The sequence below is a fragment of the Actinopolymorpha rutila genome (assembly GCF_013407855.1).
GTDB classification, from domain to species: Bacteria; Actinomycetota; Actinomycetes; order Propionibacteriales; family Actinopolymorphaceae; genus Actinopolymorpha; species Actinopolymorpha rutila.
In genome coordinates, this window is record NZ_JACBZH010000001.1 from 2,530,835 (window position 1) to 2,555,271 (window position 24,437).

Below are 24,437 nucleotides of genomic sequence, written 5' to 3' on the forward strand. Positions count from 1 at the left end.
GTCCCGTCCCGTCGCGCTCGTCCCGTCGCGTCCGCCGGACACGGTTCGGTCGTACAGGCTGATTCCGGTTGACCTTGACACGGTGACAACGTCTTCACTGTGGCGGGGAGGTGGTCCCGATGACCATGTCAGAACGTCGGCCGGGCCAGGAGCACGAACAGGGGCCGGGCCAGGAGCACGAACAGGGGCCGGGCCAGGAGCCGGAGCAGGGGCCGGGCCAGGAGCCGGAGCAGGGGCCGGGCCAGGAGCCGGAGCAGGGGCCGGGCCAGGAGCCGGAGCAGGAGACGTACGCGGCACGGGCCTTCCGGGCGCTGGAGGCCGCCGGCCCGTCGGCGCGGGTGCAGGCGGCGCTGGCGGTGGGCACGAACCCGGAGCCGCGGTTCGTCGGCAGGCTGGTCGAGCGGTGCGCAGTCGAGCCCGAGTTCCACGTACGCGAGATGCTCACCTGGGCGCTCACCCGCCACTCGCCGTCGCTCACGGTGCCGAAGCTCGTCGGCGAACTCCGTTCGGAGCGGGCCCAGGCCCGAAGCCAGGCGTTGCACACGCTGTCCAAGATCGGGGACCGGCAGGCGTGGCCGGCGATCACCCGGGCGCTGCTGACCGACGCCGACGACGAGGTGGCGCGCGCCGCCTGGCGGGCTGCGGTCGTTCTCGTGCCCGAAGGTGAGGAACCCGCCCTGGCCGCGGTGCTGGCGACCCAGCTCGGCCGCGGAGACCGGGAGACGCGGTTGAGCCTCAGCCGGGCGTTGATCGCGCTCGGGGAGGGGACGATGCCGACCCTGCGGGCCGCGATGACGGACTCCGACCCCAGGGTGCGCCAGCACGCGATCGCCACGGAGCGGCTGTGGTGCGACCCGGATGCCGGATTCGAGTTCGCGGTCGAGGAGGCTAAGCGGGTGGCGGTCCTGGGCACGACCAGCCAGGAGGGGTGACGGCAGGGGAGAGTGACAGCGGTGCTGATCGGTGACGTGGCTCGACGATCCGGGGTCAGCGCCCGCATGCTCCGGCACTACGAGTCGCTCGGTCTGGTGCGGCCGACCGGTCGTACGGAGGCCGGCTATCGCGAGTACTCCGGCGAGGACATCCAGCGCATTCTCCATGTCGAGATCCTGCGGTCGCTGGGGCTTTCGCTGCGCGAGGTCGGGCGGGCGCTGGACGATCCCGGCTTCAGGCCCGCCGGGCTGGTCGACGATCTCGTCCGCCGTACGCGGGAACGCATCGCCGCCGAGATGGAGCTCCTCACGCGACTGCGGCGGATCGGCGCCGCGGAACCCGCCGGCTGGGAGGACGTACTCCAGATCGTCGCGCTCCTGCAGGGGCTGGGATCCGACAGCGCCGGTAAGCGCCAGCGCGCGGCCCTGTCCTCGGCCGGGGAGGTTCCGGTGTCGGTGGAGGCTCTGGTCGAGGCGGCGCTCAACGAGCCGGACCCGAACGTCGCCGGCGCCCTTCGATGGGCGCTGGCGCGGTCGGGCGAGGGCGGGGGCGATCGCGCACTGGCGCTGCTGGCCGAGGGACTCGGCTCGCCGGCGGCCGAGGTACGAAAGCGGGCCGTCGAGGCCGTCGCCGAGCTTCCGAACGCCGAGGCGACCGCACTGCTGACGGACGCGCTCACGAACGCCGACCTCACGGTCCGCAGGAGCGCGGCCCTGGCGCTCGGGGCACGCGAAGTGGCCGATGCGGTTCCGACGCTCGTCGACATGATCGTCGAGGAGGCGAACGACGTCGACGCGGCCGACGCGCTGAGCACACTGGCGAGCGATCCGGCGCTGGCGGAGCGGATCGTCGCCAGACTGGTGGACAGCCTCGTCGGGGGTGGGGTCGATTCGCCGGCTCGTCAACGGCTGACGCAGGCGCTCGCGGATATCCCGGGAGACGCGGCGTCACGCGCCCTGGCGGAGCTGTCGTACGACGCGGACCGGGTCGTCGCGCTCACCGCGTCGTACATCCTCAGGCTGCGCGACGAACGGTGACGAGACCCTCGGGTCCCTCCGGCCCGAGCCTGATCGGCGGGCGGGCGGGCGGGCCGGGTCGAGCTGGGCTGGGGGTCAGGCGAAGCCGGCGACGCCGGGCAGCCAGGACTCGCCGTCACAGGTGTCGCAGGGGCGGCGGACCAGGCCGGTCCCGGTGCGGTCGCCGTGCAGCTCGATCGCCGAGCGTTCGACCGTGACGACGCCGGTTCCGCCGCAGCGCGGGCACAACACCCGCACGGGTGCGCCCTCGGGGAGCTCGGTCACGGCTTCGACCTTCCGGGATCTGTGCCGGCCACGTTGGGGACGGGTTCGGCGGTCCGCGTCGCCGCTGACGCCGGCCCGGCACGGGTGACGCCGACGCTGGCGACGACCACCAGCGCGACCGCGAGGAGTTGCCAGCCGCTGAGCCGCTGCCGCAGGACGACGAACCCGACGAGCGCGGCCACCACCGGCTCCAGGCTCATCAGCACCCCGAACGTCCGTGGCGGGATCCGGCGCAGCGCGGCCAGCTCCAGGGAGTACGGCAGCGCCGAGGACAGGACGGCGACGCCGAGCCCGAGGAGGAGCGTGGTCGGCTGCACGAGGTCGGGCCCGGAGGTGAACGCGGCCGCCGGCACGATCGCGACGCTGGCGACGGCGAGCGCGACCGCCAGGGCGTTCGTACCGCCGAGGCGCCGGCCGGCCTGCGCGCCGAGCAGGATGTAGCCGGCCCAGCACACGCCGGCGCCGAGCGCGTACGCGACGCCGACCGGGTCCAGCGGCTCGAACCCGGTCTCGCCCAGCAGGAAAACCCCGGCGCCGGCCAGCCCGACCCAGAGCAGGTCCCGCCCCTGCCGTGACGTCGCCACCGCGAGGCCGAGTGGGCCGAGGAACTCGATGGTCACCGCGGCGCCGAGCGGCAGCCGGGCCACCGCGGAGTAGAAGCAGGTGTTCATCAGCACCAGGACCAGCCCGAACGCGACACCGACGAGCAGGTCACGCCGGTCGAGGTGACGCAGCCGCGGCCGCACCAGTGCCCACACGATGGCGGCGGCGAGGACCATCCGCAGAGTGACCGCGCCGACCGGGCCGACCCGGCCGAGCAGGACCACCGCGAACGCCGCACCCACCTGCAGCGAGACCGCGCTGCCGAGCACCAGGCCCACGGAGCGGGCCTCACCGCCGGGTGCGGGTGAGCCGCCGCGGGTGCCAGGACCGCGGACCTCGGTGACGTCCCGGGTCGCCACCCCTACGCCTGCGGACCCTCGCCGGGCGGGGCGGTGCGTTCGGGTGCCTGCGGCCGGTGGCCCGCGATGACCGCCTCGCGCCAGCCGTTGGTGATCGGCAGCCGCCGGTCGCGACCGAACGCCTTGAACGTGATCTTCGGGCCCGGGGGGTACTGCCGGCGCTTGAACTCCGCGGCGTCCACCATCCGGATGATGCGCTCGACGAGCTCGGGCTCGAAGCCCGCGGCCACGATGTCGGCGGCGCCGGCGTCCTCCTCGACGTAGTCCTCCAGGATCTGGTCGAGCAGGTCGTACGGCGGTAGCGAGTCGGTGTCGCGCTGGCCCGGGCTCAGCTCGGCCGACGGCTCCTTGGTGATGGAGTTCTCCGGGATCGGCGGGGTCTCGCCGAGGTCGAGGGCGGCCTGGTTGCGCCAGCGGGCGAGCGCCCAGACGCGGGTCTTCGGCACGTCCTTCAGCGGTGCGAACGCGCCCACCGCGTCGCCGTACATCGTGGAGTAGCCCACCGCCAGCTCGCTCTTGTTGCCGGTGGCGATGGTCAGGTGGCCCTCCTGGTTGGCGATGCCCATCCAGATCATGCCGCGGATGCGGGCCTGGAGGTTCTCCTGCGCGATCCCTGTCAACTCGAGGTTGTCGGCGAAGGCGGCCACCATCGGCTCGATCGGGATGACGCGGTAGTTGAGGCCGGTGCGGGTGGCGAGGTCGGCGGCGTCGTCGCGGGAGTGGTCGCTGGAGAAGCGGCTGGGGTTGGACACGCCGTATACGTTCTCCGGGCCCAGGGCGTCGCAGGCGATGGTCGCCGCGAGTGCCGAGTCGATGCCGCCGGACACCCCGAGGACGACGCTTTCGTAGCCGTTCTTGTGGATGTAGTCGCGCAGGCCGGTGACGACGGCCGTGTAGATCTCGGCCTCCTCGTCCAGCCGCGGCGCCTCACCGGACGGGGTCGCCTCGTAGCCGGGCAGCGGGGTGTCGCTCACCACCGTGCGCTCGATCCGGATCCCGGCGTACTCGTCGGCTCCCCGGGTGGTCGTGGCGAGGTCCAGGTCGACGGTCAGCAGGCCCTCGGTGAACTGCGGCGCGCGGGTGAGCACCGTGCCGGTCTCGTCGACGACGAGGGAGTCCCCGTCGAAGACCAGCTCGTCCTGGCCGCCGACCAGGTTGACGTAGGCGAGCGGGCACATGGCCTCGCGTGCCCTCCGGGTGACGAGGTTGAGGCGGTCGTCGTCCTTGGCCAGCTCGTACGGCGAGGCGTTGATCGTCAGCAGCAGCCCGGCACCGGCGGCCCGTGCCGCCCGGACCGGCCCGCCCTCCTGCCAGAGGTCCTCACAGATCGTCACCGCGATGTCGACGCCGTGCACGGTCACGACCTGCAGGCTGTCGCCCGGGACGAAGTAGCGGAATTCGTCGAACACGCCGTAGTTGGGCAGGTGGTGCTTGACCGCACGGGCGACGATCCTGCCCCGGTGGATGACCGCGGCGGCGTTCTGCGGCGAGCCCTTCGGCCGGCCGGTGCGTTCGTAGCCGTCCTCGGCCCGGTCGAGGTAGCCGCAGACGACCACGAGGTTGCCGAGCCCGGCCGCGGCGAGCTTGCCGGCGAGCTCTTCCACGGCGGTCCGGCTGGCCTCCACGAACGACGACCGCAGGGCGAGGTCCTCGACGGGATAGCCGGTCAGAGCGGTCTCGGGGAACGCGACCACATGGGCACCCCGGTCGGCGGCGTGCTGTGCCCACCTCTGGATGGCCTCGGCGTTCCCCGCGATGTCCCCGACGGTGACGTTGAGCTGCGCGAGCGCCAGACGGATTTGTGCCACGTTCGAAGCGTAATGGGTGAGAGGTGATCTGACCGAGCCAGCCGGTGCGGCCTCGCACGTTACCGGGCGGACCCAGGCGGTAACGTGCTAACAGCGATCCGGTGGCGGCCGGCACCCCGCAATCCGAGCGGAGATGTGACCAGTGGACAAACAGCAAGAGTTCGTACTCCGTACGCTCGAAGAGCGAGACGTGCGGTTCGTCCGACTGTGGTTCACCGACGTGCTCGGCTTCCTCAAGTCGGTCGCGGTCGCGCCCGCCGAACTGGAGGGGGCGTTCGCGGAGGGAATCGGGTTCGACGGCTCGGCTATCGAGGGTTTCGCCCGTGTCTACGAGGCCGACATGGTGGCCCGTCCGGACCCGTCGACGTTCCAGATCCTGCCCTGGCGGGGCAACTCCCCGGCCACGGCGCGGATGTTCTGCGACATCCTGATGCCGGACGGTTCGCCGTCGTACGCCGACCCGCGCTTCGTGCTCAAGCGCACGCTGAGCCGGGCGGCCGAGCTGGGCTTCACCTTCTACACCCACCCCGAGATCGAGTTCTTCGTCTTCAAGGACCCGCCGGAGAAGGGCCGGGTGCCGTCGCCGGTCGACCGCAGCGGCTACTTCGACCACACCGCGCACGGCATGAGCCAGGACTTCCGCCGCGAGGCGATCACCATGCTGGAGGCGATGGGCATCTCGGTGGAGTTCAGCCACCACGAGGGCGCGCCCGGGCAGCAGGAGATCGACCTGCGCTACGCCGACGCGCTCGCCACCGCCGACAACATCATGACCTTCCGGGTGGTGGTCAAGGAGGTCGCGCTCGGCCAGGGGATCTACGCGTCGTTCATGCCGAAGCCGTTCACGCAGTGGGCGGGGTCGGGCATGCACACGCACATGTCGTTGTTCGAGGGCGACCGCAACGCGTTCTTCGAGTCGGGGTCGGAATATCACCTGTCGAAGGTCGCGCGGTCCTTCATCGCCGGACTGCTCCGCCACGCCGGGGAGATCACCGCGGTCACCAACCAGTGGGTCAACTCCTACAAGCGGCTGTGGGGCGGCGGCGAGGCGCCGGCCTACGTCTGCTGGGGGCACAACAACCGCTCGGCGCTGGTCCGGGTGCCGATGTACAAGCCGGACAAGGGCCAGTCGACCCGGATCGAGTTCCGTTCGCTGGACTCCGCGGCCAACCCCTACCTCGCCTACGCCGTGCTGCTGTCCGCCGGCCTGAAGGGCGTCGAGGAGGGTTACGACCTGCCGGCGGAGGCCGAGGACGACGTGTGGTCGCTGACCGAGGGCGAACGCCGGGCGATGGGCATCGACCCGCTGCCGCAGAGCCTGGACGAGGCCATCCGCACCATGGAGAACAGCGAGCTGGTGGCCGAGACCCTGGGCGAGCACGTCTTCGACTTCTTCCTGCGGAACAAGAAGGCCGAGTGGGAGGAGTACCGCCAGCAGGTGACGGCGTTCGAACGCGACCGGCTCCTCCCGGTGATCTGAGGCACGTTGACGGAGCTGCGAACCCCCGAAGAGGGCCGGCTTCCCGGCGAGGGACAACTGGTGCGGTGGGGGTTCGCCGAGCCGGAGGCGGCCCTGCGCCGCATCGGTGAGCTTCCGGCCGCGCTCGTCCCGGCGCTGGACGCGACCGGCGCGGCCGCCGACCCGGACCAGGCGGTGGCGTTCCTGGTCGACCTGGTGGACGACGAGCGCGAGGGTTCCGCGCTGGTCGCCGCGCTCGTGGACGACGAGACGCTGCGGCGCCGGCTCCTCCGCCTGCTGGGTGCCAGCACGGGGCTCGCCGAGCACCTGATCCGGCACCCCGAACACTGGCGCGACCTCGCCGACCCGAACCTGTCCACCACCCGCCCCACGACCAGGGCGCTGCGCGCCGACCTGCTCACCGCGGTGGGCGCGGACCCGGAGGTGGAGGTGCCGGTCGCGGCCGCCGGCGACCAGGGCACCGCGGACGCCCTGCGGGTGGCCTACCACCGGCTGTTGCTCCGGCTCGCCGTCCGCGACCTCGGCAACGAGGTGCGGGTCGACGACGCGGCCGCCGAACTCGCCGACCTCGCCGCCGCCGCGCTGGAGGCCTCGCTCGCGGTGGCCCGGGCCAGGCTGCCGCACAACGCCACAGCGTGCCGGCTCGCGATCATCGGGATGGGCAAGACCGGTGGGCGGGAGCTCAACTACGTCAGCGACGTGGACGTCCTCTTCGTCGCCGAACCAGCCGAGCAGGCAGGGGAGGGCGACGCGACCCGGACGGCGGCCCAGCTCGCCACCCAGGTGATCCGGATCTGTTCCGAACACAGCGGCGAGGGCACCCTGTGGCCGGTCGACGCCGGGCTGCGGCCCGAGGGCAAGGCAGGCCCGCTGGTCCGGTCGGTGGCGAGCTACGACGCCTACTACCAGCGCTGGGCGAAGACGTGGGAGTTCCAGGCGCTGCTCAAGGCCCGAGCGGTGGCCGGTGACCGCGAACTCGGCGCCCGCTTCCTGGAAGTCGTCGACCCGCTCGTGTGGCGTGCGGCCGAACGCGACGGCTTCGTCGCCGACGTGCAGGCCATGCGGCGCAGGGTGGTCGACCACATCCCGGCCGCACAGCTGGACCGGCAGCTGAAGCTGGGGCCGGGCGGGCTGCGCGACGTGGAGTTCGCGGTTCAGTTGCTGCAGCTGGTGCACGGCCGCTCCGACCCGTCGCTGCGCCGTGCGTCGACTCTGCGGGCGCTGGACGCGCTCACCGCGGGTGGCTACGTCGGCCGCGACGACGGCGCCGCGCTCGCGGAGGCGTACCGCTTCCTGCGTACGCTCGAACACCGGATCCAGCTGTCCCGGCTGCGGCGCACCCACCTGCTTCCCGAGGACGAGCAGGACCTGCGTGCGCTCGGCCGCTCGCTGGGGCTGTGGGCGGAGCCGGTCAAGGAGCTCACCCAGGAGTGGAAGAAGCACGTCCGGGAGGTACGCCGGCTGCACGAGAAGCTCTTCTACCGCCCGCTTCTCGCCGCGGTCGCGCGCATCCCCACCGCCGAGACCCGGCTCACCCCGGATGCCGCCCGGGCCCGGCTCACCGCGCTCGGCTACACCGACTCCGCGGCGGCTCTGCGGCACATCGAGGCGCTGGTGGCCGGTGTCTCCCGGCGGGCGTCCATCCAGCGCACGCTGCTGCCGGTGATGCTGGAGTGGTTTGCCGACGCGCCCGACCCGGACGGCGGGCTGCTGGCCTTCCGCCAGGTGTCGGAGGAGCTGGGGTCCACGCCGTGGTACCTGCGGTTGCTGCGTGACGAGGGCGTCACCGCCGAACGCATGGCCAGAGTGCTGGCCTCCAGCAAGTTCGTCGTCGACCTGCTGCGCCGGGCGCCGGAGGCGGTGGCGATGTTCGGCGACGACCGGGAGCTGCGCCCGCGCACCCGCGAGCAGGTGGAGACCGAGATGCTCGCCGCTGCCGGGAGGTACGACGATCCGGCGACGGCCGCCGCCGCTGTCCGGGCGATCCGGCGCCGGGAGCTGTTGCGGGTGGCCGCGGCGGACGTCCTGGAGATGATCGACGTGGACGCCGTGGGGGAGGCGCTCACCGACATCACCGCCGCCACCCTCAGCGGCGGTCTGGTCGCGGCGGTGCGTTCGGTCGCCGCCCAGGGCCGGCCCACCATCCCCACCCGGCTGGCGGTCGTGGCGATGGGGCGGTTCGGCGGCCACGAGATGAGCTACGGCAGCGACGCCGACGTGATCTTCGTGCACGAGCCGTACGACGGCGCGGACGAGAAGGAGGCCGCCGACGCTGCCACCGCGGTGGTCAGCGAGCTCAGGCGGCTGCTCGCCGCGCCGGCCCCCGACCCGCCCGTCGGGGTGGACGCCGACCTGCGCCCCGAGGGACGGCAGGGCCCGCTGGTGCGCACGCTCGCGTCGTACACCTCCTACTACGCGCGCTGGTCGCACGTCTGGGAGGCGCAGGCCCTGCTGCGGGCCGAATCGGTGTGCGGCGACCCCGGACTGCGCGAGAGGTTCATGGAGCTCGTGGACGGGCTCCGCTGGCCGGACACCGGGCTGACCGACGACGACGAGCGGGAGATCCGCCGGATCAAGGCGCGGGTGGACGCCGAGCGACTGCCCCGCGGCGCGGACCCGACGACGCACACCAAGCTCGGCCGGGGCGGCCTGGCCGACGTGGAGTGGACCGTCCAGCTGCTGCAGCTGCGGCACGGGGCGGAGGTGCCGGGCATGCGCACCACCCGCACCGTGCGGGCGCTGGAGGCGGCCACCGACGCCGGGCTGGTGGCCCGCGAGGACGCCGACGACCTGCTCGCCGCCTGGCGGCTGGCGACCCGCGCCCGCAACGCGATGATGCTGGTGCGCGACCGTCGCTCCGACTCCCTGCCCCGTGACCCCAGCGACCTCGCCGCGGTGTCGCGCCTGCTTGGTTACGAGCCGCTGGAGTCCGGGTTGTTCCTCGAGGACTACCGCCGGATCACCCGGCATGCCCGGTCCGTCGTCGAGCGGATCTTCTGGGAGTGAGCCCCGTGCCGGTGTCGGCCGGCTCGTCACGAGGCGGCCCGGCCGACTCCTCGCCGCGCGCCCAGGTCGGCAAGGTCGGCAAGGTCGGCGGCGAGCTTCCCCGCCGCCCACCCGGCCGGGTTGGACGTCGACACGGCCGCGCTCCGGATGCGGGGGAACAGCTCGGTGACCAGCTGCTGGACGGCGTGGTCGCGGGCCTTCAGTGCCGGTAGCAGCCGGCCGGAGGTGTCGGCGTCGTACTCGGCCATGGAAGTCTGGCTCGCCTCGCCGAGCCGCTGGCCGATCCGGGTCGCGTACGACACCAGGAACGACTGCCGCCAGGAACGGGTGCGGCTGTGACCGCCCGCTCGGGCCGACGGTGACGCCGCGAGCATGGCGCGGTCGGCCTGCAGGAGCAGTGAGGTGAGAAGCAGTTCCACCAGCTGCAGGTCGGCCTCGGCGCCGACGATCGTGACGAATCCCATCTCGGTGCAGGCCACCACGCGGGAGCGGTTGGCTTCGGCGACGAGCTGCGCCAGCAACGCCTTGGCGTTGAGGTAGGGCGCCCGCAGCCAGACCCGGCGGGCGTTCGCGTGGGCCTCAGCCGCGCCGACTGAGGAACCCGCCGAGTCGGCGGCCACCATGGCTTGATCCAGGGAGAACTTCGTCATCAGCGCCTGCGCCTTGCTGCTCAGCGCCTCGGCTTCCTCGGGGAACTCGGTCGACTCGGCCTTGGCGAGCAGCGCCCGGATCCGGTGGAGCACCTTCCCACCGGCGTCGCCGTTCTGACCACGCCCTCCAGCCTCGTGCGCCCCGGACCGGCCGGGTGGGGGAAGCACCGAAGCGAGCGCCGGCGCGGCGTACAGGAAGGTCAGAACCGCCAGCGCCAGCCTGAGCGCCTCCACCCGGTCGAGCCGTCGGCGCATTGCCCACGGTGTCAGCCGGGCGGCGTCGGCCGCCCAGTGGCGCGAAGTCTCCAGCTCCTCCAGCTGGGATCGCCACCGCGGGTCGAGCGTGGACCTGGGATAACGCGCGGCCTGGCTTGCCGCCACGTCGAGCGCAAGCTGCCGGGCCGGGAGGGACAGGCGCCGGGCCGCGAACTCCGCCACGTCCTGTGGCTGCCAGCCACGCTCCCAGAGTCTGCCGACGGCGCCGGTGAGGCAGTCGTCGACCACCCCGTCGATCACCTGTGGGGGCAGGCCCGGATCGGCGAGCTCGCAGGCGGCGTGCTCCCATCGGTAGCGCGCTCCCTCGGCCGCCCGCTGCGCCGTCTCCCACAGCAGCGCCTGTGCCCATGTCGTCAGATCCTGGTGTCGCACGTGACCATCTCCCCGTGAGTGCCGGACCTCGATGTCGTCGAGGGCCGTGAGGATGCCAGGGCCCACCGACAACACCGACAAACGCCGACAACCCTGCCGCAGCCCGCGTAGGGGGAGATCCGCGACCCCGCGGAGGACGCGGAAAGGTCAGTTCGTACGCGCGACCGAACGACGGGCACGCACCCCGGCCGCAAGCTCCCGCAGCACCTCGACCGTGGGCTCCCAGCCCATGCAGGCGTCGGTGATGCTCTGGCCGTACCGAAGCTCGTCGGCCGCACCCTCGACGAGGTTCTGCCGGCCCGGCTCCAGGAAGCTCTCCAGCATGACGCCGACGATTCCGCGCTGGCCGCCGGCGACCTGCGTGGCGACGTCCGCGGCGACGACGGGCTGGCGCAGGTGGTCCTTGCCGCTGTTGCCGTGGCTGGCGTCGACCACCACGTGCTCGCGCAGGTCCGCCTTGGCCAGTCGGCCGAGGGCGTCGGTGACGTTGGAGGCGTCGTAGTTGGGACCGGTCTGCCCGCCGCGCAGGATGACGTGACAGTCGGGGTTGCCGCTGGTGGTGAGGATCGCGGCCACGCCGTCCTCGGTGACGCCGGTGAAAACGTGACTGACCGCGGCGGCGCCGATCGCGTCGATCGCGCCCTGCACGTCGCCGCCGGTGGAGTTCTTGAAGCCCACCGGCATGGACAGGCCGCTGGCGAGGTGCCGGTGCACCTGGCTCTCGGACGTACGCGCGCCGATCGCGCCCCAGCTCACCGTGTCGGCGATGTACTGCGGAATGATCGGGTCGAGGAACTCACAACCCGCCGGCAGACCGGTGGCCAGCACGTCCAGCAGCACCTTCCGAGCGGTACGCAAGCCCTTGTTGACGTTGTAGCTGCCGTCGAGGTCCGGGTCGTTGATCAGGCCCTTCCAGCCGAGCGTCGTACGCGGCTTCTCGAAGTAGACCCGCATCACCACGCACAGGTCCGCGGCCACCTCGGGCACGAACGCCGCCAGGTTCCGGGCGTACTCCAGCCCCGCCTCGGGGTCGTGGATCGAGCACGGGCCCACGACGACGAGCAGCCGGTCGTCCTCGCCGGCCAGGATGCGCGTGACGTCGTCGCGGCCGCGGACCACGACCTGCGCGGACTCGTCCGGGAGCGGGAGTTCGTCGCGCAGCAGCGCGGGGGAGAGCAGGGGACGGGACCGGGTGATCCGGACGTCGCTGAGGGCCCGCGGCGAGCCGGGCACGGCGTCGGAAGCAGGACCTGCGGACGGGGCGGGAGCGGCTGCGGGGGTGGAACTGGCGGGACTGGCGGGACTGGCGGGACTGGCGGGACTGGCTGACCTGGAGGGATTGGCGGGACTGGCAGACACGGCGGTCGTCCTTCCTCGGATCTCTTCGGGAACCGCCCCGCGTCACCTCGGGCCGGCCCCCCTTGGTCGGGGCACGAAAAAAGGGCAGGTCCTCTGCGGACGCTGCCCTGCCGGCTCTGGGTGGTGGATGTCAGCGGATGCGGTCGCCGCCGTGCCCACCCAGGGCCGGCTGGCTAAACCGATAGCACCACTGCATGCGGAGTACCTTAGCCGCCGGCCCCCACGAGCGGCAACGCGGTGTCAGGATCCGATGGCAGGACGCGTCGCATCGGAGGGCAGTCCGGGCGAAGCCGGACAGGTCCGGCAGGCGGTCCGACGCCGGGCCGGCCGAACGGCCGCACAGCCTCACGGCGTGCCTGTGCCGGGACCTTCTCTGCGAGGGCGTTCGAGGTACGACGGGTCCGGTGGCGCGAAGCCGAACTTCCCGTACAGTCCGTGGGCGTTGGCGGTGTGCAGCATCCACCGGAAGTCCGCGCCGGGTCCGTCCTCGACCATGGCCTCGACCAGCCGGGTGCCGAGGCCCTTGCCCCGCAGGCCGGGGAGTACGTACACGTCGGCGAGGTAGGCGAGGGCCACGCCGTCGGAGACCGCCCGCGCGAACCCCACCATCCGCCCGCTCGCCGACTCGTACACGCCGACCACTCGCCAGGCCGAGGCGACCTGGCGGCGAACGTGGTCGCGGCTTCGCCACTTCCCCCAGTAGACCTGGGTGGACAGCACCTCCCACAGGGCGTCCAGGTCGACTCGGCCGGGGTCGTCGTCGAACTCGAACTCGCCGCCAACGCTGCTGTTCACGCTGCCCACGCCATCCACGCCGTTCACCTTAGGCAGGCCCTCCGTTCGGCCGCCTCGGAATTTCTTCCGCGGAAGAATCCCCGGCCGGCGCGGGAAGCTCGCGGCGGCGGTCGACGTCAGCGGTAGCCGCGTGCCTGTAGTTCGTAGAGTTCGGCGTAGTGCCCGCGGGCTGTCATGAGTTCGGCGTGGCTGCCGATCTCGGCGATCCGGCCGGCGTCGAGGACGACAACCAGGTCGGCGGCGGCCACGGTCGAGAAGCGGTGGGTGACCAGCAGGGTGACTGCGCCGCGGCCGCCGGCGGCCCGGGCGGCGGCGGCGTAGCGTTCGAACAGCGCGTGCTCGGTGGCGGCGTCGAGGGCGGCGGTGGGTTCGTCGAGGAGGAGGAGTAGCGGGTCGGTGCGCATCATGGCGCGGGCGATCGCCAGCCGCTGCCACTGTCCGCCGGATAGTTCCACCCCGTCCGGCCAGGACGTGCCGAGCTGGGTGCCCAGACCCTGCGGCAGGGCGGTGAGGACGTCCTCGCCGGCACCCTCGCGCAGCGCGCGGCGTACCTCGCCTTCGTCGTCCACGCTGGTCAGGTCACCGACGCCGATCGACTCCTGTGCGGTGAACTCGACCCGCGCGTAGTCCTGGAACGCGCCGGAGATCCGGGCCCGCCAGGCGGGCAGGTCGAGGTCTGCGAGGTCGGCGCCGTCCACCAGCACCCGGCCGGCGGTCGGGCGGTAAAGCCCGGTCAGCAGCTTCACCAAGGTGGACTTTCCGGCGCCGTTCTCACCGACCAGCGCCACGACGGAGCCCGCGGGAAGGTGCAGGCTGACGTCCCGCAGCGAGGGTTCGGCTGCTTCCGGGTAGGCGTAGGCCAGATCTTCGATCGTGATCCCGTGGCGAAGGCTCGCCGGCGGCGGCTGCGTCCCGGCGTGCGCGGCGCGTACCTCCTGGTCGTAGTCGCGCAGCCACAGGAACCGTCCGGTGGTACGGGTCAGCCGGGAGACGTTGTGGATCGACCACCGCAGGACGTTGGCGGTGCTCTGCAGCCGGCCGACCAGCATCACCGCGAGCACCAGAGCGCTGACCGGCACCTGACCGCGGATCGCGTCGTGCACCATCCAGGCGAGCACGGCGCCGGCGCTGGCGAAGAAGAACGCTTCGCAAGCGGCGTTGACGAGTTCGGTACGCCGGGCCAGGTCGACCGTTGGTGCGCGCCAGCCGGCGACGGCACTGTCCAGCCTGGCTCGCACCACCTCGCGCAGCCCGAACACGCGGACCTCCGCGCCCGGCCCGGCGGTCGTGCTCAGCTCCAGCAGGTGGGTGGCGAGCCGGCCAGGTTCCGCGGACTCCTCCTCAGACCGCGCCTGCCACCGGATGATCCACCGGGTGGCGACGACGCCGGGGACGCCGGCCAGGACGAGCAGGAGCAGCCGGAGGTCGGCGCTCGCGGCGAGCAGCAGGGTCCCGCCGGCGAAGACGACGTTCTTGAAGGTGTTGAGGACGTTGTTGAGGGCCATGCCGAGGGCGCCCTGCTGGTCGCGCAGTGCCTGTAGTTGGTCGAGGTACTTGCTGGATTCCAGGTGGTCGAGGGTGGGGATGGAGGCGGTGATCCGGGCGATCTCGGTGTCGAAGGCGAACCCGACGCGTTCGAACTGCCGGATCCGCGCGTCGCAGCCGGCCATGCCGAGGCCCCAGCTCAGGCCGGTCGAGGCGGCGAACGCCGCGACTGCGACGGCCATTCGTGCCGTGTCGTGGTGGAGTACGCCGTCCACGAACCACGCGAGATAGAGCGGCTGCAGCAGCGAGATGACGCTGCCCAGTGACTCGGCCAGGCAGAGGACGCTCTGCCAGGGGCTGACCCGCACCGACATGGACAGGACCAGCCAGATGCCGCGCAGTGACTTTCTCATCGCGGGTCCACCACCGTCTCGCTCGCGCCGGCCGCGGCGAACCGTGCGGCCTGCAGTGAGAACATCCGGGCGTACGCGCCGCCTGCGGCCATGAGTTCCTCGTGGCTGCCGTCCTCGACGATGCCGGTGCCGGTTCCGGTTCCGGTGCCGGTGCCGGTGCCGGTGCCGGTCGGGTCGGCGGTGGGACCGATCACCACGATCCGGTCGGCGTGGCGCACGCTGGACAGCCGGTGGCTGACCAGCAGGGTGGTCATCCCGCGGGTGACCTCCAGGAACCGGTCGAACAAGGCCGCCTCGGCCCGGACGTCGAGGGCGGCGGTTGGTTCGTCCAGCACGAGGACGCCGGCGCCACCGGCGACCGCGGCCAGTGCGCGGGCCAGCGCCACCCGTTGCCACTGGCCGCCGGACAGGTCGGTGCCTTCGGCGTACTCCGCGCTGAGCACGGTGTCCCAGCCGTGGTCGAGCCGGTCCAGCAACGCGCTGCCGCCGGCGTCGCCCAGCGCACGGGCAAGCACCGCCTCGTCGTCGTGTCGGGTGTGCGCACCGAACCCCACGTTGTCGCGCAGGGGAAGCTGGTAGCGCACGAAGTCCTGGAAGATGACCGCGACCCGGTTGCGGGTCGCCTCCTCCGCCGACGGGTCACCGCCGTCGATGCGGATGGTCCCGGCGTCGGGGGGGTACAGCCCGCACAGCAGCTTGATCAGCGTGGACTTTCCTGCCCCGTTGACGCCGACGACCGCGACCGACTGCCCGGCGGGGATGTGCAGGGACAGCCGATCGAGCGTCGGCTCGGTGCGGCTCGGGTAGTGGAAGGTCACCTCCCGCAGGTCGATCTTCGCGGCCGCGGAACGCACCGACGGAACGGGCTCGGGCTTCGCCGGCTTGACAGGCTCGGCCGGTTTGGCGGTGGGGAAGTGTGGAGGTAGGCCGGACAGTCCGAGCCGTCGGCGCAGCGCGACCAGCATGGTCGCCGTCGATGTGTTGCGGCCCAGAGCGGACTGGTTGTCACCGAGCGGGCCGAACGCCTCCAGCGCGAGCAGTGCCTGCACCACCGTGACCAGCGAGGCCAGCGAGACCGTGCCCGCCGACGCGTCCCGGGCCAACAGGGTGAACACGCCCGCGTTCACCACCAGCGTGATCGCCGAGGCCGCGAGGATCGGCCGCAGATTGTGGTAGCGGTTGCGCCACACGACCGTCATCGCGTCCCGCCAGGCGGTCGAGTAGCGGTGCACCAGCCAGTCGGCCAACCCGAACAACCGGAGCTCTTTCGCCGCCGGCGCGCCCGTCAACAGGTCACGCACGTAGCTCGCCTGCCGCCGCTGGTTGCCCGTCACCTCCAGCAGGTCGTCGAAGATGGTCCCGAGCCAGGCGACGAGCACCTTGGCCATCAGGGCGTACGACCCGGCGGCGAGCAGCGCGGCCCACCAGTTCCAGGTCGCCGCCACCGCCAGGGAGCCCACTCCGCTGAGGCGGGTGGCCAGCAGGTTCCAGGTCTGTTCCACACCCGTGACGAACGTCCAGTCCCGCATGGCCCGCTTGATCGCGTCGAGACGGCCGGCGACCTCCGGGTCCTCCAGGTGCGCGATCCCGTACGGCGCGGTACCGACCTCGGCGACCATGTCGAACACCAGCCGCAGGTAGCGGGCGGAAACCACCTGCGCGACCGCGTTCTCTGCCGCATGGATGAGCGGGCCGATGATGTACGCCGCGGCCGCCGCCGCCAGCCACCACCATGCCCGGTCCGCGGCCGGTGAACCGACGCCGGCCTTCACCGCCGCCGGCAAAGCGCCGACCAGGTGTCCGGTCGCGACGATCCCGAACGTCACGGCAGCCGCGCTGGCCAGCACCAGGAACAGGGCGAGCGCGGAGTGCACCGGCGCGGCGCGCCACAACAACCGAGCGTGCAGGGCGTACCGCCGAGTGGTCTCGGTGTATCGGTGCACGTGTCCCTCCCCGTGTCGGCGACAGTGCCTGCGCCGAACCCGGGCGCCGAAGAAAGCTCGCAGGTACGCCCGGCCGGGTCAAGGATGTGCGGACCTGATCGCCTGGGCTGGCCGGTCCCGGACACCGCTGCTCGATCCGACGACAGGTGCGTACGCAAGAGATCGCGAACGACCGATGAGCCGGCGCCCGCAGGTCGGTCTACTCCGCGAAGAAACGACTCGAACTCTTCACGGAGGCAGGAATCATGACCACGTTCACCCGCACCGTCGACGGCCGGGAGCTTCCCGTGCCGGGCACGTACGCGATCGACGTCATGCACAGCAGTGTCGCGTTCGAGGTGAAGCACCTCGGCTTCTCCAAGGTGCGCGGCCGCTTCACCGACTTCGAGGGAACGATCGCCGTCGCCGAGGAACCGCAGCACTCCTCGGTGGAGGTGACCATCCAGGCCGACAGCGTGGACACCGCCCAGGCGCAGCGGGACGCCCACCTGCGAAGCACCGACTTCTTCGGGGTCGAGGACCATCCCACGTTCACCTTCTCCAGCACCGGCGTGGAGTTCGGTGACGAGTCGCTGCAGGTCCACGGCGATCTCACGATCCACGGCAAGACTCGCCCGGTCGTCCTCGACGCGGAGTTCGACGGAGCCTGTCCGGACCCGATGGGCGACGCGTCCCGGCCCCGCATCGGTTTCTCCGCGGCCACCACCATCGACCGCTACGAGTTCGGCATCACGTTCAACCAGCCGCTGGAGACCGGTGCCCTGCTGCTGAGCAAGCTGATCCGCGTCGAACTCGACGTACAGGCGGTTCGTCGGTGACCCGGCCGGCGTCGGCGAGCGACGGCCGGCGTCGCGTCAGCGCTTGGGCCACTGCCAGGGTGGGTGGTCGAACCGTCCCTGGCCCTCGACCTTGGTCTCGCCAAGGTCCTTGACCAGTTCGATCCTCGTCGCCTTGTCATCCCCGGTGAGCGCGTCGATCAGGGCGCGTGAGTGGCTGACAACCACCACTTGCGTACGCTCCGCACTGGACGCGATCAGGTCCGCCAGCGGCCTGACCAGCTCCGGATGCAGGCTGGTCTCCGGCTCGTTGAGTACGAGCAACGCCGGCAGGCGCGGGGACAGCAGCGCGGCGGTCCACAGCAGGTAGCGCAGTGTCCCGTCGGACAGCTCGGCCGCGCCGAGCGACCGGAGCATCCCGGGCTGGCGAAGCCGGACCTCGAAGCGCGTGCCCTCGATCCCGATCTCCAGCGCACTGCCGGGGAACGCGGCGTCGATCGAGGCGGCGAGTGCGGCCTGGTCGCCGATCTCCAGGATCGTCTGCAGCGCGGCGGCGAGATCGGCGCCGTCGTGGGCGAGTACCGGCGTACGGGTGCCGATGCGTATCTGCCTGGCGGGCGCTCGCTGGTCCGTGCGGATCTGGTCGTAGAACCGCCACGACCGCACCCGCTCGCGAAGCGTGAGCAGCTCCGGCGCGCGCTGCGGGTCGGTGTACTCGCTGAGCATGCTGTCGAACGGCCCCACCGAGTCGGGGAAGGTCGACCACGAGCGGCCGTCGCGGATGCGCAGCATGGTGCCGGCTCGTTCGGCCAGCAGGGTCGCCGGCCGCAGGACTGGCCCGGCCCACACCGCCTCCCGCTTCACCAGCGGGTCCAGCTGGAACGCCGAAAGTGCCGGCTGTGGCAGGCCGAAGTCGATCGCGTACCCGAGGTCGTCGTCGGCGAAGCCCAGACGCAGGGCGACGGGTCCGCGGCGTACCGTTCCCTGCACCGGATGATCGCCGGCACGCACCGCCTTGCCGATCGTCTCCGGCCCGGCCCACAGCGTCGAGGGAAGCCCACCCTCCCGGGCCAGCGCGGCCACGGCGCCGTTACGCGCGGAGTCAGCCAGCAGCCGCAGCGCGCGGTAGAGGCTGGACTTGCCGGTGCCGTTCGCTCCGGTCACCACGGTCAGCTGGTCGAGTTCGACGACCAGGCTGCGCAGCGACCGGTAGTTCTCCACGGCCAGACAGCGAATCACCCCGGCTACGCTACCCAGCCGGCCGGCGGCTCGCCGGGCGCCGGCCGAAGTCGGCGGCGAGAGCAGGAGCCGAGCACTCTTCCGCGGAGGAATCCGCGTGCTTCTCGCTGCCTGACCGCGCCCGCCGAAGCCTGTCGAAGTGTGAAGCGTTGAGGGGGTCAGGGCCACCGTGGAACTTCACGCTTCGACTCGGCTTGATCGGCCCGCAGCCAAGTGTGAAGACCGGTTCCGGTACTCGCGAGTGGGATCCTCTTCAGCATCACGCCCGTCCGGTGGGCTGCCCGAAATCCGCAGTGCTCGTAGAACCTGTGGGCCGCACCATGCCGTTCGGTGAGGAGGTACACCTGCTTCACGTCGATCAGACGCGCCTCCAGGGCTTCGAGCAGCGCGGTGCCGACCCCCTGCCGTTGCAGGTCGGTACGTACGCACATCTGCTGCAGAAGGAAGTGCCTACCTGTGAACCACTGCTCGGTGTGGCCGATCGCGAAGCCGCAGAGGTTCTGGTCGTCCATGCGGCCCAGCATCCCAGAGCCCCGTGAGCCGGTGACCGCTCTCCTCGAGGGCATCTAGAGTGCATCGCATCCGCAGGGATGAGGGGGTCCACGAACTTGGACGACGAAGCGACGTGCTCTCCACTCAACCCGTTCGCTGTTCGAGAGGCCGACCGCGGCGATGCGACCGCGATCGGAGAGATTCATGCTGCCGCGTGGATGGCCGGCTTCGCCCACCTGCTCGACCATGACTACCTGACCGCCGCGGCGGATCGGCGGCGAGGCATGTGGACTGAGTTGATCGGGGATCGGAGGATGCGGCGTTCGACTGTGCTCGTGGCCGTGCCTGAAGCAGACGGTCAGCCGGTCGCGTTCGCCCATATCGGGCCCGCAGGCGTCTGGAACGACGGCAAAGAGCTTTCCACCGACCTCGGGGAGATCTACGGCTTCTACGCGCATCCGTCGGTATGGGGGAGCGGCGTGTCCACGATGCTCATGTCCCACGCGTGGATCAGCCTCGCCGGACAGGCGTTCGCCAAGGTCTGTCTGTGGACGCTCGAGGGCGCCTGCCGCGCTCGCCGGTTCTACGGCAAGTCAGGATTTCGCGAGACCGGTAACGCCAGGGACCACGACTTCGGTGGCGGGAGACAGCTGCGCGAGGTCGAATACGGCAGCTCGCTCGTGGCAGTCGACAAGGAGCGTCATGGGGCCGGCTGAGGGCATGTTCGCGACGGGTAGCACCGTCGTACGTCGCGACGTCTTCCGCGGCAAGGTGTGGACGGCTACACCGTTCCGGGTCGTGAGCGACAGCGATGACATTCTTTCACTGGCCCTCTGGCCTGGGGTGGCCAGGCTCGCTCCCACCCACCAGGCAGCCCTCTCGTCGTCTCGGAGGTACGAGACGGTTCGCGACATCGCGCTTCCCAACCTGGCCTTCGGCAAGTGGGAGTTGACGGCGTGGACCTGGCGGACCAACTCGAAGCTGACCCTCGTGCAGCCGGGTGCCTACTTCAGCGTCAACCTCTTCTTTCGCGAGGCCGGCGAGCTGGTGATGTCGTACGTCAACTTCGAACGTCCTGTCCGGCGTACTCCGATCGGTGTCGACACCTTCGACCTCCTGCTGGATCTGGTCATCGAGCCGGACGGGGCCTGTCGGTGGAAGGACGAAGACGAGTACGAGCAGGCCCGTCGGCTGGGCATCGTCACCGACGACGAGCACCGCCATGTACAGCAGGCCCGTGAGGAGGTACTCGCCTTGTTCGCCCAACGCACGGGGCCGTTCGACGAACGCTGGAAGTCCTGGCGCCGGGAGGCCCACTGGGAGCGGCCGGCCCTGCCCGCCAACGCGACGGACCTGCCCGCCGGGAGAGTGGAGTGAGCAGAGTGACCGACATCTTCGACTTCTCGCCGTTTCCGACGCTCACGAGCAAGGGCGTGGTGCTCCGGGAACTAGACCCCGAGGACGCCGCCGATCTGTTCGTCTGGCGTAGCGATCCGGAGGTTCAGAGGTACAACTCCGAGCCGATGCGGGAAGTGAGGCAAGCCTCGGAGCTGATCGCGGATCTGCGGCGCGAGCACTCAGCACAGAAAGGCATCCACTGGGCGGTCACGCTCTCCGGCGACAACCGTGCCATCGGACTCTTCGGGTTCGTCTCCTGGGAGAGGTTCCACCATCGAGCAGAAGTCGGTTACGACCTCCGTCGAGATCACTGGGGGCGCGGGATCGCAACAGAGGCGCTCGGCGCGATGCTCCGCTTCGGGTTCACCAGGATGCGGCTCAACCGTGTCGAGGCACATACGATCGCCGACAACCACGGCTCGGTACGCCTTCTGCGGCGACTCGGATTCGAGCGAGAAGGCCTACGCCGGGCGTACTCCCTGGAGGAGGACGGCACCTATCACGACGGCGCCATCTACGGCTTGCTCCGGCGTGACCACGAATCATCCGGCCAGTCGTGAGGCTCCCGTCGGCGGGTTGGCGACGATCAGGGCGGCGTGACATGCTCCCGCAGTGCCAGCCGAGCTCACCGCACGCGGCGCGTCGGTGGTCGGGATCGAGGGAAGCCCGCGACTCCTCGAACACGCCGCGGTCCGGCTCGCAGGACGTGCCGAACTCCGTCAGCACGATCTGGAGATGCCGTTGGCGTTCGCCGCCGATGCCAGCTTCGACGGAGCCGTCATGGCACTGGTGGTTCACTACGTGGACGCGCGCCGTCAGCTCCTGGCCGAGCTTGCCCGCGTGCTGCGACCTGGTGGCTGGCTGGTGGTGTCCACGATGCATCCGACCGCCGACTGGAACCGCTTCGGTGGTTCGTACTACGCCGTCGAGAAGGTCGACAGGCCTGTGGCACAAGGGCGTTGCCACACGCACTACTGGCGAATGCCGTTGGAGACCTTCCTCGCCGAGCTGCTCGGCGCCGGATTCGTTCTGGAACGACTTGTCGAACCTCGCCCCGCACCGGAGCTTCGCCAGATCGATCCCGAAGCACACGACAAGCTGCACACCGCTCCGTGTTTCCTCACCGTCAGGCTTCGGCGGCCCTAGACATCCCACGGCTCTAAGCTGTCAAGCGGCGATGGCTTCTTGGGTTGGCCAGGCGGTGGCTTCGTTGTAGCTGGTGCCGTGGGTGAGGCATCCGTGGAGGATGCCGACGAGCCGGTTGGCCAGTGTTCGTAGCGCTTGGTGGTGAGTTGCTCCGCGGTCGCGGTGGCGGTCGTAGAAGGCGCGCGCTCCGGGTGAGGTCGACAGTGCGGCGAAGGCTTGCAGGTAGAGGGCGTCGGCGAGCCGGCGGTTGCGGGCGTGGCGGGCGAGGACGACTCGTCTGGTGCCGGAGGCCTTGGTGATCGGGCTCATGCCGGAGTAGTTCTTTCGTGCCCGGGCGTCGGGGTAGCGGTGGGGGTCGTCTCCGAACTCGGCGAGTACCCGGGCGGCGAGGATCGGCCCGAGGCCAGGCTGGCTCAGGTAGATCTCAGCGTCCGGGTGCCGGCCAAAACCCGCCTTCACCTGCTCCTCCAAGGCAGCGATCTGGCGGACCATCTCGGCCGTGACCGCGACCAGCGCGGACAGGCTGGCCGCGTAGGCATCGACTACCTCCGGCCGGGTGGGCAGCTGCTGGCCGCGCAACGCCGTCGCGATCTGTTCGGCCCGGGCAGCCACGTTGCGTTGCCGACCGGCCCGGGCCAGCAGCCGCTGGATGCGGGCTGGGGTCAACGCCGCACCCTGCTGCGGTGTCGGTGCCGCAGCAAGGACCGCGAGGGCGTCCCGGCAGGCCAGGTCGCCGAAGGCGACCAGCGCGGCGGGGTAGTACTCCCGCAGCATCGACCGCATGGTGTTGGTGTTGCGTTGCCGGGTCCAGATCATCGTCTGGTGCGCCCGGGCAGCGACCTTGATGTGCTCGGCCAGCCCGGAATCACCCGCGACGGGGCGGTGATGTGCTCGGTCCAGGCGGACGATCTCGGCCAGCACGTGCGCATCACCGGGATCTGACTTCGCCCCGGCGGTGCCGTGCCGTTCTCGATAGCGCGCGACCTGCAGCGGGTTGATCGCATAGACGGTGTAGCCGGCCGCGATCAACGCCTGCACCCACGGGCCGCGGTCGGTCTCGATTCCCACCACCACCCGATCCGGCTCGTCCTGCACACCGAGGTGATCTCCCACCAGCCCGTGCAGCGCGGCGATGCCCTCGATTCCCTCAGGCAGGCGGCGCCGGGCCAACACCGTGCCAGCCTCGTCGACCAGCTCAAGGTCGTGATGAGCCTCTGCCCAGTCATCCCCGATGAAGAGCACCGCTGGTATCTCCTCTCCTTCCAGCCATCAGGGCGAGCTTGCGGAGAAGATCCAGGCGACCTAATGGATCAGTGCTCAACCCGGCACGACATCCCACCAGCCCTACGACCTCCTCACCAGCCGCCGGGGGCACGATCTAGGCCTAGACCTGAACGGCCAGGGACTGAAGAGTGCTCACCCGACGGCGGCTCGGCGACCAGCCTCACGCCCAACAGCCCTAGCCTTGGGCGCGAAACGCCGGTCGAACCCCATTAGGGTCTGTCCTGCGGATCAGGGTCGAGTGGTGAGCGGGTCATCCGCGCCCGGTCGGCAAGGCGGAGGAGGAGTCGCGTAGCGGTGTTCTACGCGCGACGACGACAACGCGGCCGGGCGGGATGCGGGGGCACGCGAACCGGCCATGATCCGCAGGACAGACCCTAGGTGCGGGGCTGGCCCGGGGTGCAGCACCGGCCCGAGGTGCAGCGCTGATCGCACCGTAGCCTGCACTGGTGTTCCGGAAGGTCCTCTTTGGGACGGCCGCCGTACTCGTGGGGCTCGTGGTGGTCCTCTTCGCGCCGGTGGCCTGGCTGGCTGTCGACGAGGCGGCGGTGCCACCCCGCTCGGACGTGCCCGCGCTACCGGCCGGCGTGCGGGTCGCCGACGAAGCCGTGAAGTGCGGATCCGGTGGCTGCTGGCGCGAACTGACGCTGACCGGGCCGGCGAACGAGTCACCCTCGCAGATCGCGGCCGACCTTGGCCTGCCGCGGGAAACGTGCGGCCCACGCAGTCTGTTCGACAGGCGTGAGGTCTGCAGGGGTGTCAACGTGGCCGACGGGAAGGTGCGCTTGTACGTCCAGTTCCACCGGCCGTTCTAGCGACACGGTTCTGAGTGCCGCGCTGTCGTCGCAAGCCACCGACGGACCTGCCGGCGGCTGGTGAGCCTGACGATGTCCGCGTTGCCGGCGAGGTCGTCGAGCTTCTGCAGCACGCGTGGCCGCATCTTTCGCCGGTACGTCGCGACGTAGCGCAGGAAACCAAGGTCGACGCGGTTGAACACCCCGTGGGTTCGGTTCTGCCCGTGACCATTCGCGGCCCGGCGAGCGAGCACGCCCCAAAGGCATTCACGAGTGGGGAGGTCCATGAAGATCACCGTGTCGCAAGCGCGAAGCCGTACGTGCAACGTCGTGTTGTAGTTGCCGTCGATGACCCAGGTGGGGAGCCTGACCAACTCGCGCTGTGCCGCTTCGAACTCGTCCATGGGCAGTTGGTTCCACGCGTCGTCGTAGTAGACGGCATCCAGGTGAGTAACCGGCACGCCGAGCGACTGCCCAAGCTGTCGGGCGACGTGGGACTTTCCACTTCCTCCGCAGCCGATCACCGCG

Annotated in this window: 22 protein-coding genes; 10 read left to right on the forward strand and 12 right to left on the reverse strand. The window is 71.0% G+C overall.

Annotated features, from left to right (window positions below):
- Window positions 1–119: 119 nt before the first annotated feature.
- Together F4554_RS11325 and F4554_RS11330 are read left to right on the forward strand one after the other, a co-directional pair.
- Window positions 120–932 (forward strand): HEAT repeat domain-containing protein, encoded by an 813-nt coding sequence (locus tag F4554_RS11325; protein WP_238341272.1) that lies wholly within the window; start codon window positions 120–122, stop codon window positions 930–932.
- 21 nt (window positions 933–953) lie between these two features.
- The gene (locus F4554_RS11330) at window positions 954–1,970 is read left to right on the forward strand and encodes a MerR family transcriptional regulator (protein WP_179787344.1); all 1,017 of its coding nucleotides are present in this window, start codon (window positions 954–956) and stop codon (window positions 1,968–1,970) included.
- 75 nt (window positions 1,971–2,045) lie between these two features.
- Here F4554_RS11330 and F4554_RS11335 read toward each other — a convergent pair whose 3' ends face one another.
- The 3 genes from F4554_RS11335 to F4554_RS11345 are packed head-to-tail and all read right to left on the reverse strand — an operon-like array spanning window position 2,046 to window position 5,004.
- Entirely contained in the window at window positions 2,046–2,234 is a 189-nt protein-coding gene (locus F4554_RS11335) for a hypothetical protein (RefSeq protein WP_179787345.1), read from the reverse strand.
- On the reverse strand, window positions 2,231–3,196 hold the full coding sequence (locus F4554_RS11340) for an EamA family transporter (protein ID WP_179787346.1): 966 nt from the start codon (window positions 3,194–3,196) through the stop codon (window positions 2,231–2,233). Before F4554_RS11340 ends, F4554_RS11335 begins: the two co-directional genes overlap by 4 nt.
- A gap of 2 nt (window positions 3,197–3,198) precedes the next feature.
- Window positions 3,199–5,004: an NAD+ synthase gene (locus tag F4554_RS11345; protein ID WP_179787347.1), complete on the reverse strand. Its 1,806-nt coding sequence runs from the start codon at window positions 5,002–5,004 to the stop codon at window positions 3,199–3,201.
- Between the two features lie 142 nt (window positions 5,005–5,146).
- Between F4554_RS11345 and F4554_RS11350 the strand changes: the two genes are divergently transcribed.
- Together F4554_RS11350 and F4554_RS11355 are read left to right on the forward strand one after the other, a co-directional pair.
- Complete coding sequence (locus F4554_RS11350) at window positions 5,147–6,484, forward strand: glutamine synthetase beta-grasp domain-containing protein (RefSeq protein WP_179787348.1); 1,338 nt, start codon at window positions 5,147–5,149, stop codon at window positions 6,482–6,484.
- Between the two features lie 6 nt (window positions 6,485–6,490).
- The gene (locus F4554_RS11355) at window positions 6,491–9,490 is read left to right on the forward strand and encodes a bifunctional [glutamine synthetase] adenylyltransferase/[glutamine synthetase]-adenylyl-L-tyrosine phosphorylase (protein ID WP_238341273.1); all 3,000 of its coding nucleotides are present in this window, start codon (window positions 6,491–6,493) and stop codon (window positions 9,488–9,490) included.
- A gap of 26 nt (window positions 9,491–9,516) precedes the next feature.
- On the opposite strand, the gene F4554_RS11360 is transcribed toward F4554_RS11355, so the two are convergent.
- From F4554_RS11360 to F4554_RS11380, 5 genes are all read right to left on the reverse strand, one after another.
- A complete protein-coding gene (locus F4554_RS11360) occupies window positions 9,517–10,788 on the reverse strand; it encodes a DUF2786 domain-containing protein (RefSeq protein WP_179787349.1) in 1,272 nt (423 codons plus the stop codon).
- A 147-nt stretch (window positions 10,789–10,935) separates the two neighbouring features.
- Window positions 10,936–12,021, reverse strand: coding sequence for a 3-deoxy-7-phosphoheptulonate synthase (locus F4554_RS11365; protein ID WP_179787350.1), 1,086 nt, complete (start codon window positions 12,019–12,021; stop codon window positions 10,936–10,938).
- A gap of 471 nt (window positions 12,022–12,492) precedes the next feature.
- A complete protein-coding gene (locus tag F4554_RS11370) occupies window positions 12,493–12,960 on the reverse strand; it encodes a GNAT family N-acetyltransferase (protein ID WP_337795974.1) in 468 nt (155 codons plus the stop codon).
- Window positions 12,961–13,058: 98 nt separating this feature from the next.
- A complete protein-coding gene (locus F4554_RS11375) occupies window positions 13,059–14,840 on the reverse strand; it encodes an ABC transporter ATP-binding protein (RefSeq protein ID WP_179787351.1) in 1,782 nt (593 codons plus the stop codon).
- Window positions 14,837–16,783: an ATP-binding cassette domain-containing protein gene (locus F4554_RS11380; RefSeq protein ID WP_179787352.1), complete on the reverse strand. Its 1,947-nt coding sequence runs from the start codon at window positions 16,781–16,783 to the stop codon at window positions 14,837–14,839. The genes F4554_RS11375 and F4554_RS11380 overlap by 4 nt, the downstream gene beginning before the upstream one ends.
- Window positions 16,784–17,028: 245 nt before the next feature.
- Between F4554_RS11380 and F4554_RS11385 the strand changes: the two genes are divergently transcribed.
- A complete protein-coding gene (locus tag F4554_RS11385) occupies window positions 17,029–17,601 on the forward strand; it encodes a YceI family protein (RefSeq protein WP_179787353.1) in 573 nt (190 codons plus the stop codon).
- 36 nt (window positions 17,602–17,637) lie between these two features.
- Here F4554_RS11385 and F4554_RS11390 read toward each other — a convergent pair whose 3' ends face one another.
- Window positions 17,638–18,798, reverse strand: a complete 1,161-nt coding sequence (locus tag F4554_RS11390; RefSeq protein ID WP_179787354.1) for an AAA family ATPase — start codon at window positions 18,796–18,798, stop codon at window positions 17,638–17,640.
- A gap of 158 nt (window positions 18,799–18,956) precedes the next feature.
- The gene (locus F4554_RS11395; protein ID WP_337795975.1) at window positions 18,957–19,364 is read right to left on the reverse strand and encodes a GNAT family N-acetyltransferase; all 408 of its coding nucleotides are present in this window, start codon (window positions 19,362–19,364) and stop codon (window positions 18,957–18,959) included.
- Between the two features lie 42 nt (window positions 19,365–19,406).
- Between F4554_RS11395 and F4554_RS11400 the strand changes: the two genes are divergently transcribed.
- The 4 genes from F4554_RS11400 to F4554_RS11415 are packed head-to-tail and all read left to right on the forward strand — an operon-like array spanning window position 19,407 to window position 21,834.
- Window positions 19,407–20,006, forward strand: a complete 600-nt coding sequence (locus tag F4554_RS11400) for a GNAT family N-acetyltransferase (RefSeq protein ID WP_179787356.1) — start codon at window positions 19,407–19,409, stop codon at window positions 20,004–20,006.
- Window positions 19,993–20,667 (forward strand): ribonuclease FAU-1 family protein, encoded by a 675-nt coding sequence (locus tag F4554_RS11405; RefSeq protein ID WP_202889250.1) that lies wholly within the window; start codon window positions 19,993–19,995, stop codon window positions 20,665–20,667. Before F4554_RS11400 ends, F4554_RS11405 begins: the two co-directional genes overlap by 14 nt.
- A 5-nt stretch (window positions 20,668–20,672) precedes the next feature.
- Window positions 20,673–21,248 (forward strand): GNAT family N-acetyltransferase, encoded by a 576-nt coding sequence (locus tag F4554_RS11410; protein WP_179787357.1) that lies wholly within the window; start codon window positions 20,673–20,675, stop codon window positions 21,246–21,248.
- A 52-nt stretch (window positions 21,249–21,300) separates the two neighbouring features.
- Window positions 21,301–21,834 (forward strand): methyltransferase domain-containing protein, encoded by a 534-nt coding sequence (locus tag F4554_RS11415; RefSeq protein ID WP_179787358.1) that lies wholly within the window; start codon window positions 21,301–21,303, stop codon window positions 21,832–21,834.
- Window positions 21,835–21,855: 21 nt separating this feature from the next.
- Here F4554_RS11415 and F4554_RS11420 read toward each other — a convergent pair whose 3' ends face one another.
- The gene (locus tag F4554_RS11420) at window positions 21,856–23,076 is read right to left on the reverse strand and encodes an IS110 family RNA-guided transposase (RefSeq protein ID WP_179786580.1); all 1,221 of its coding nucleotides are present in this window, start codon (window positions 23,074–23,076) and stop codon (window positions 21,856–21,858) included.
- Window positions 23,077–23,564: 488 nt separating this feature from the next.
- On the opposite strand from F4554_RS11420, the gene F4554_RS11425 reads away from it, so the two are divergent.
- Window positions 23,565–23,930 (forward strand): hypothetical protein, encoded by a 366-nt coding sequence (locus tag F4554_RS11425; RefSeq protein ID WP_179787359.1) that lies wholly within the window; start codon window positions 23,565–23,567, stop codon window positions 23,928–23,930.
- On the opposite strand, the gene F4554_RS11430 is transcribed toward F4554_RS11425, so the two are convergent.
- Window positions 23,927–24,433: a P-loop NTPase family protein gene (locus tag F4554_RS11430; protein ID WP_202889251.1), complete on the reverse strand. Its 507-nt coding sequence runs from the start codon at window positions 24,431–24,433 to the stop codon at window positions 23,927–23,929. The genes F4554_RS11425 and F4554_RS11430 overlap by 4 nt on opposite strands.
- Window positions 24,434–24,437 lie beyond the last annotated feature (4 nt).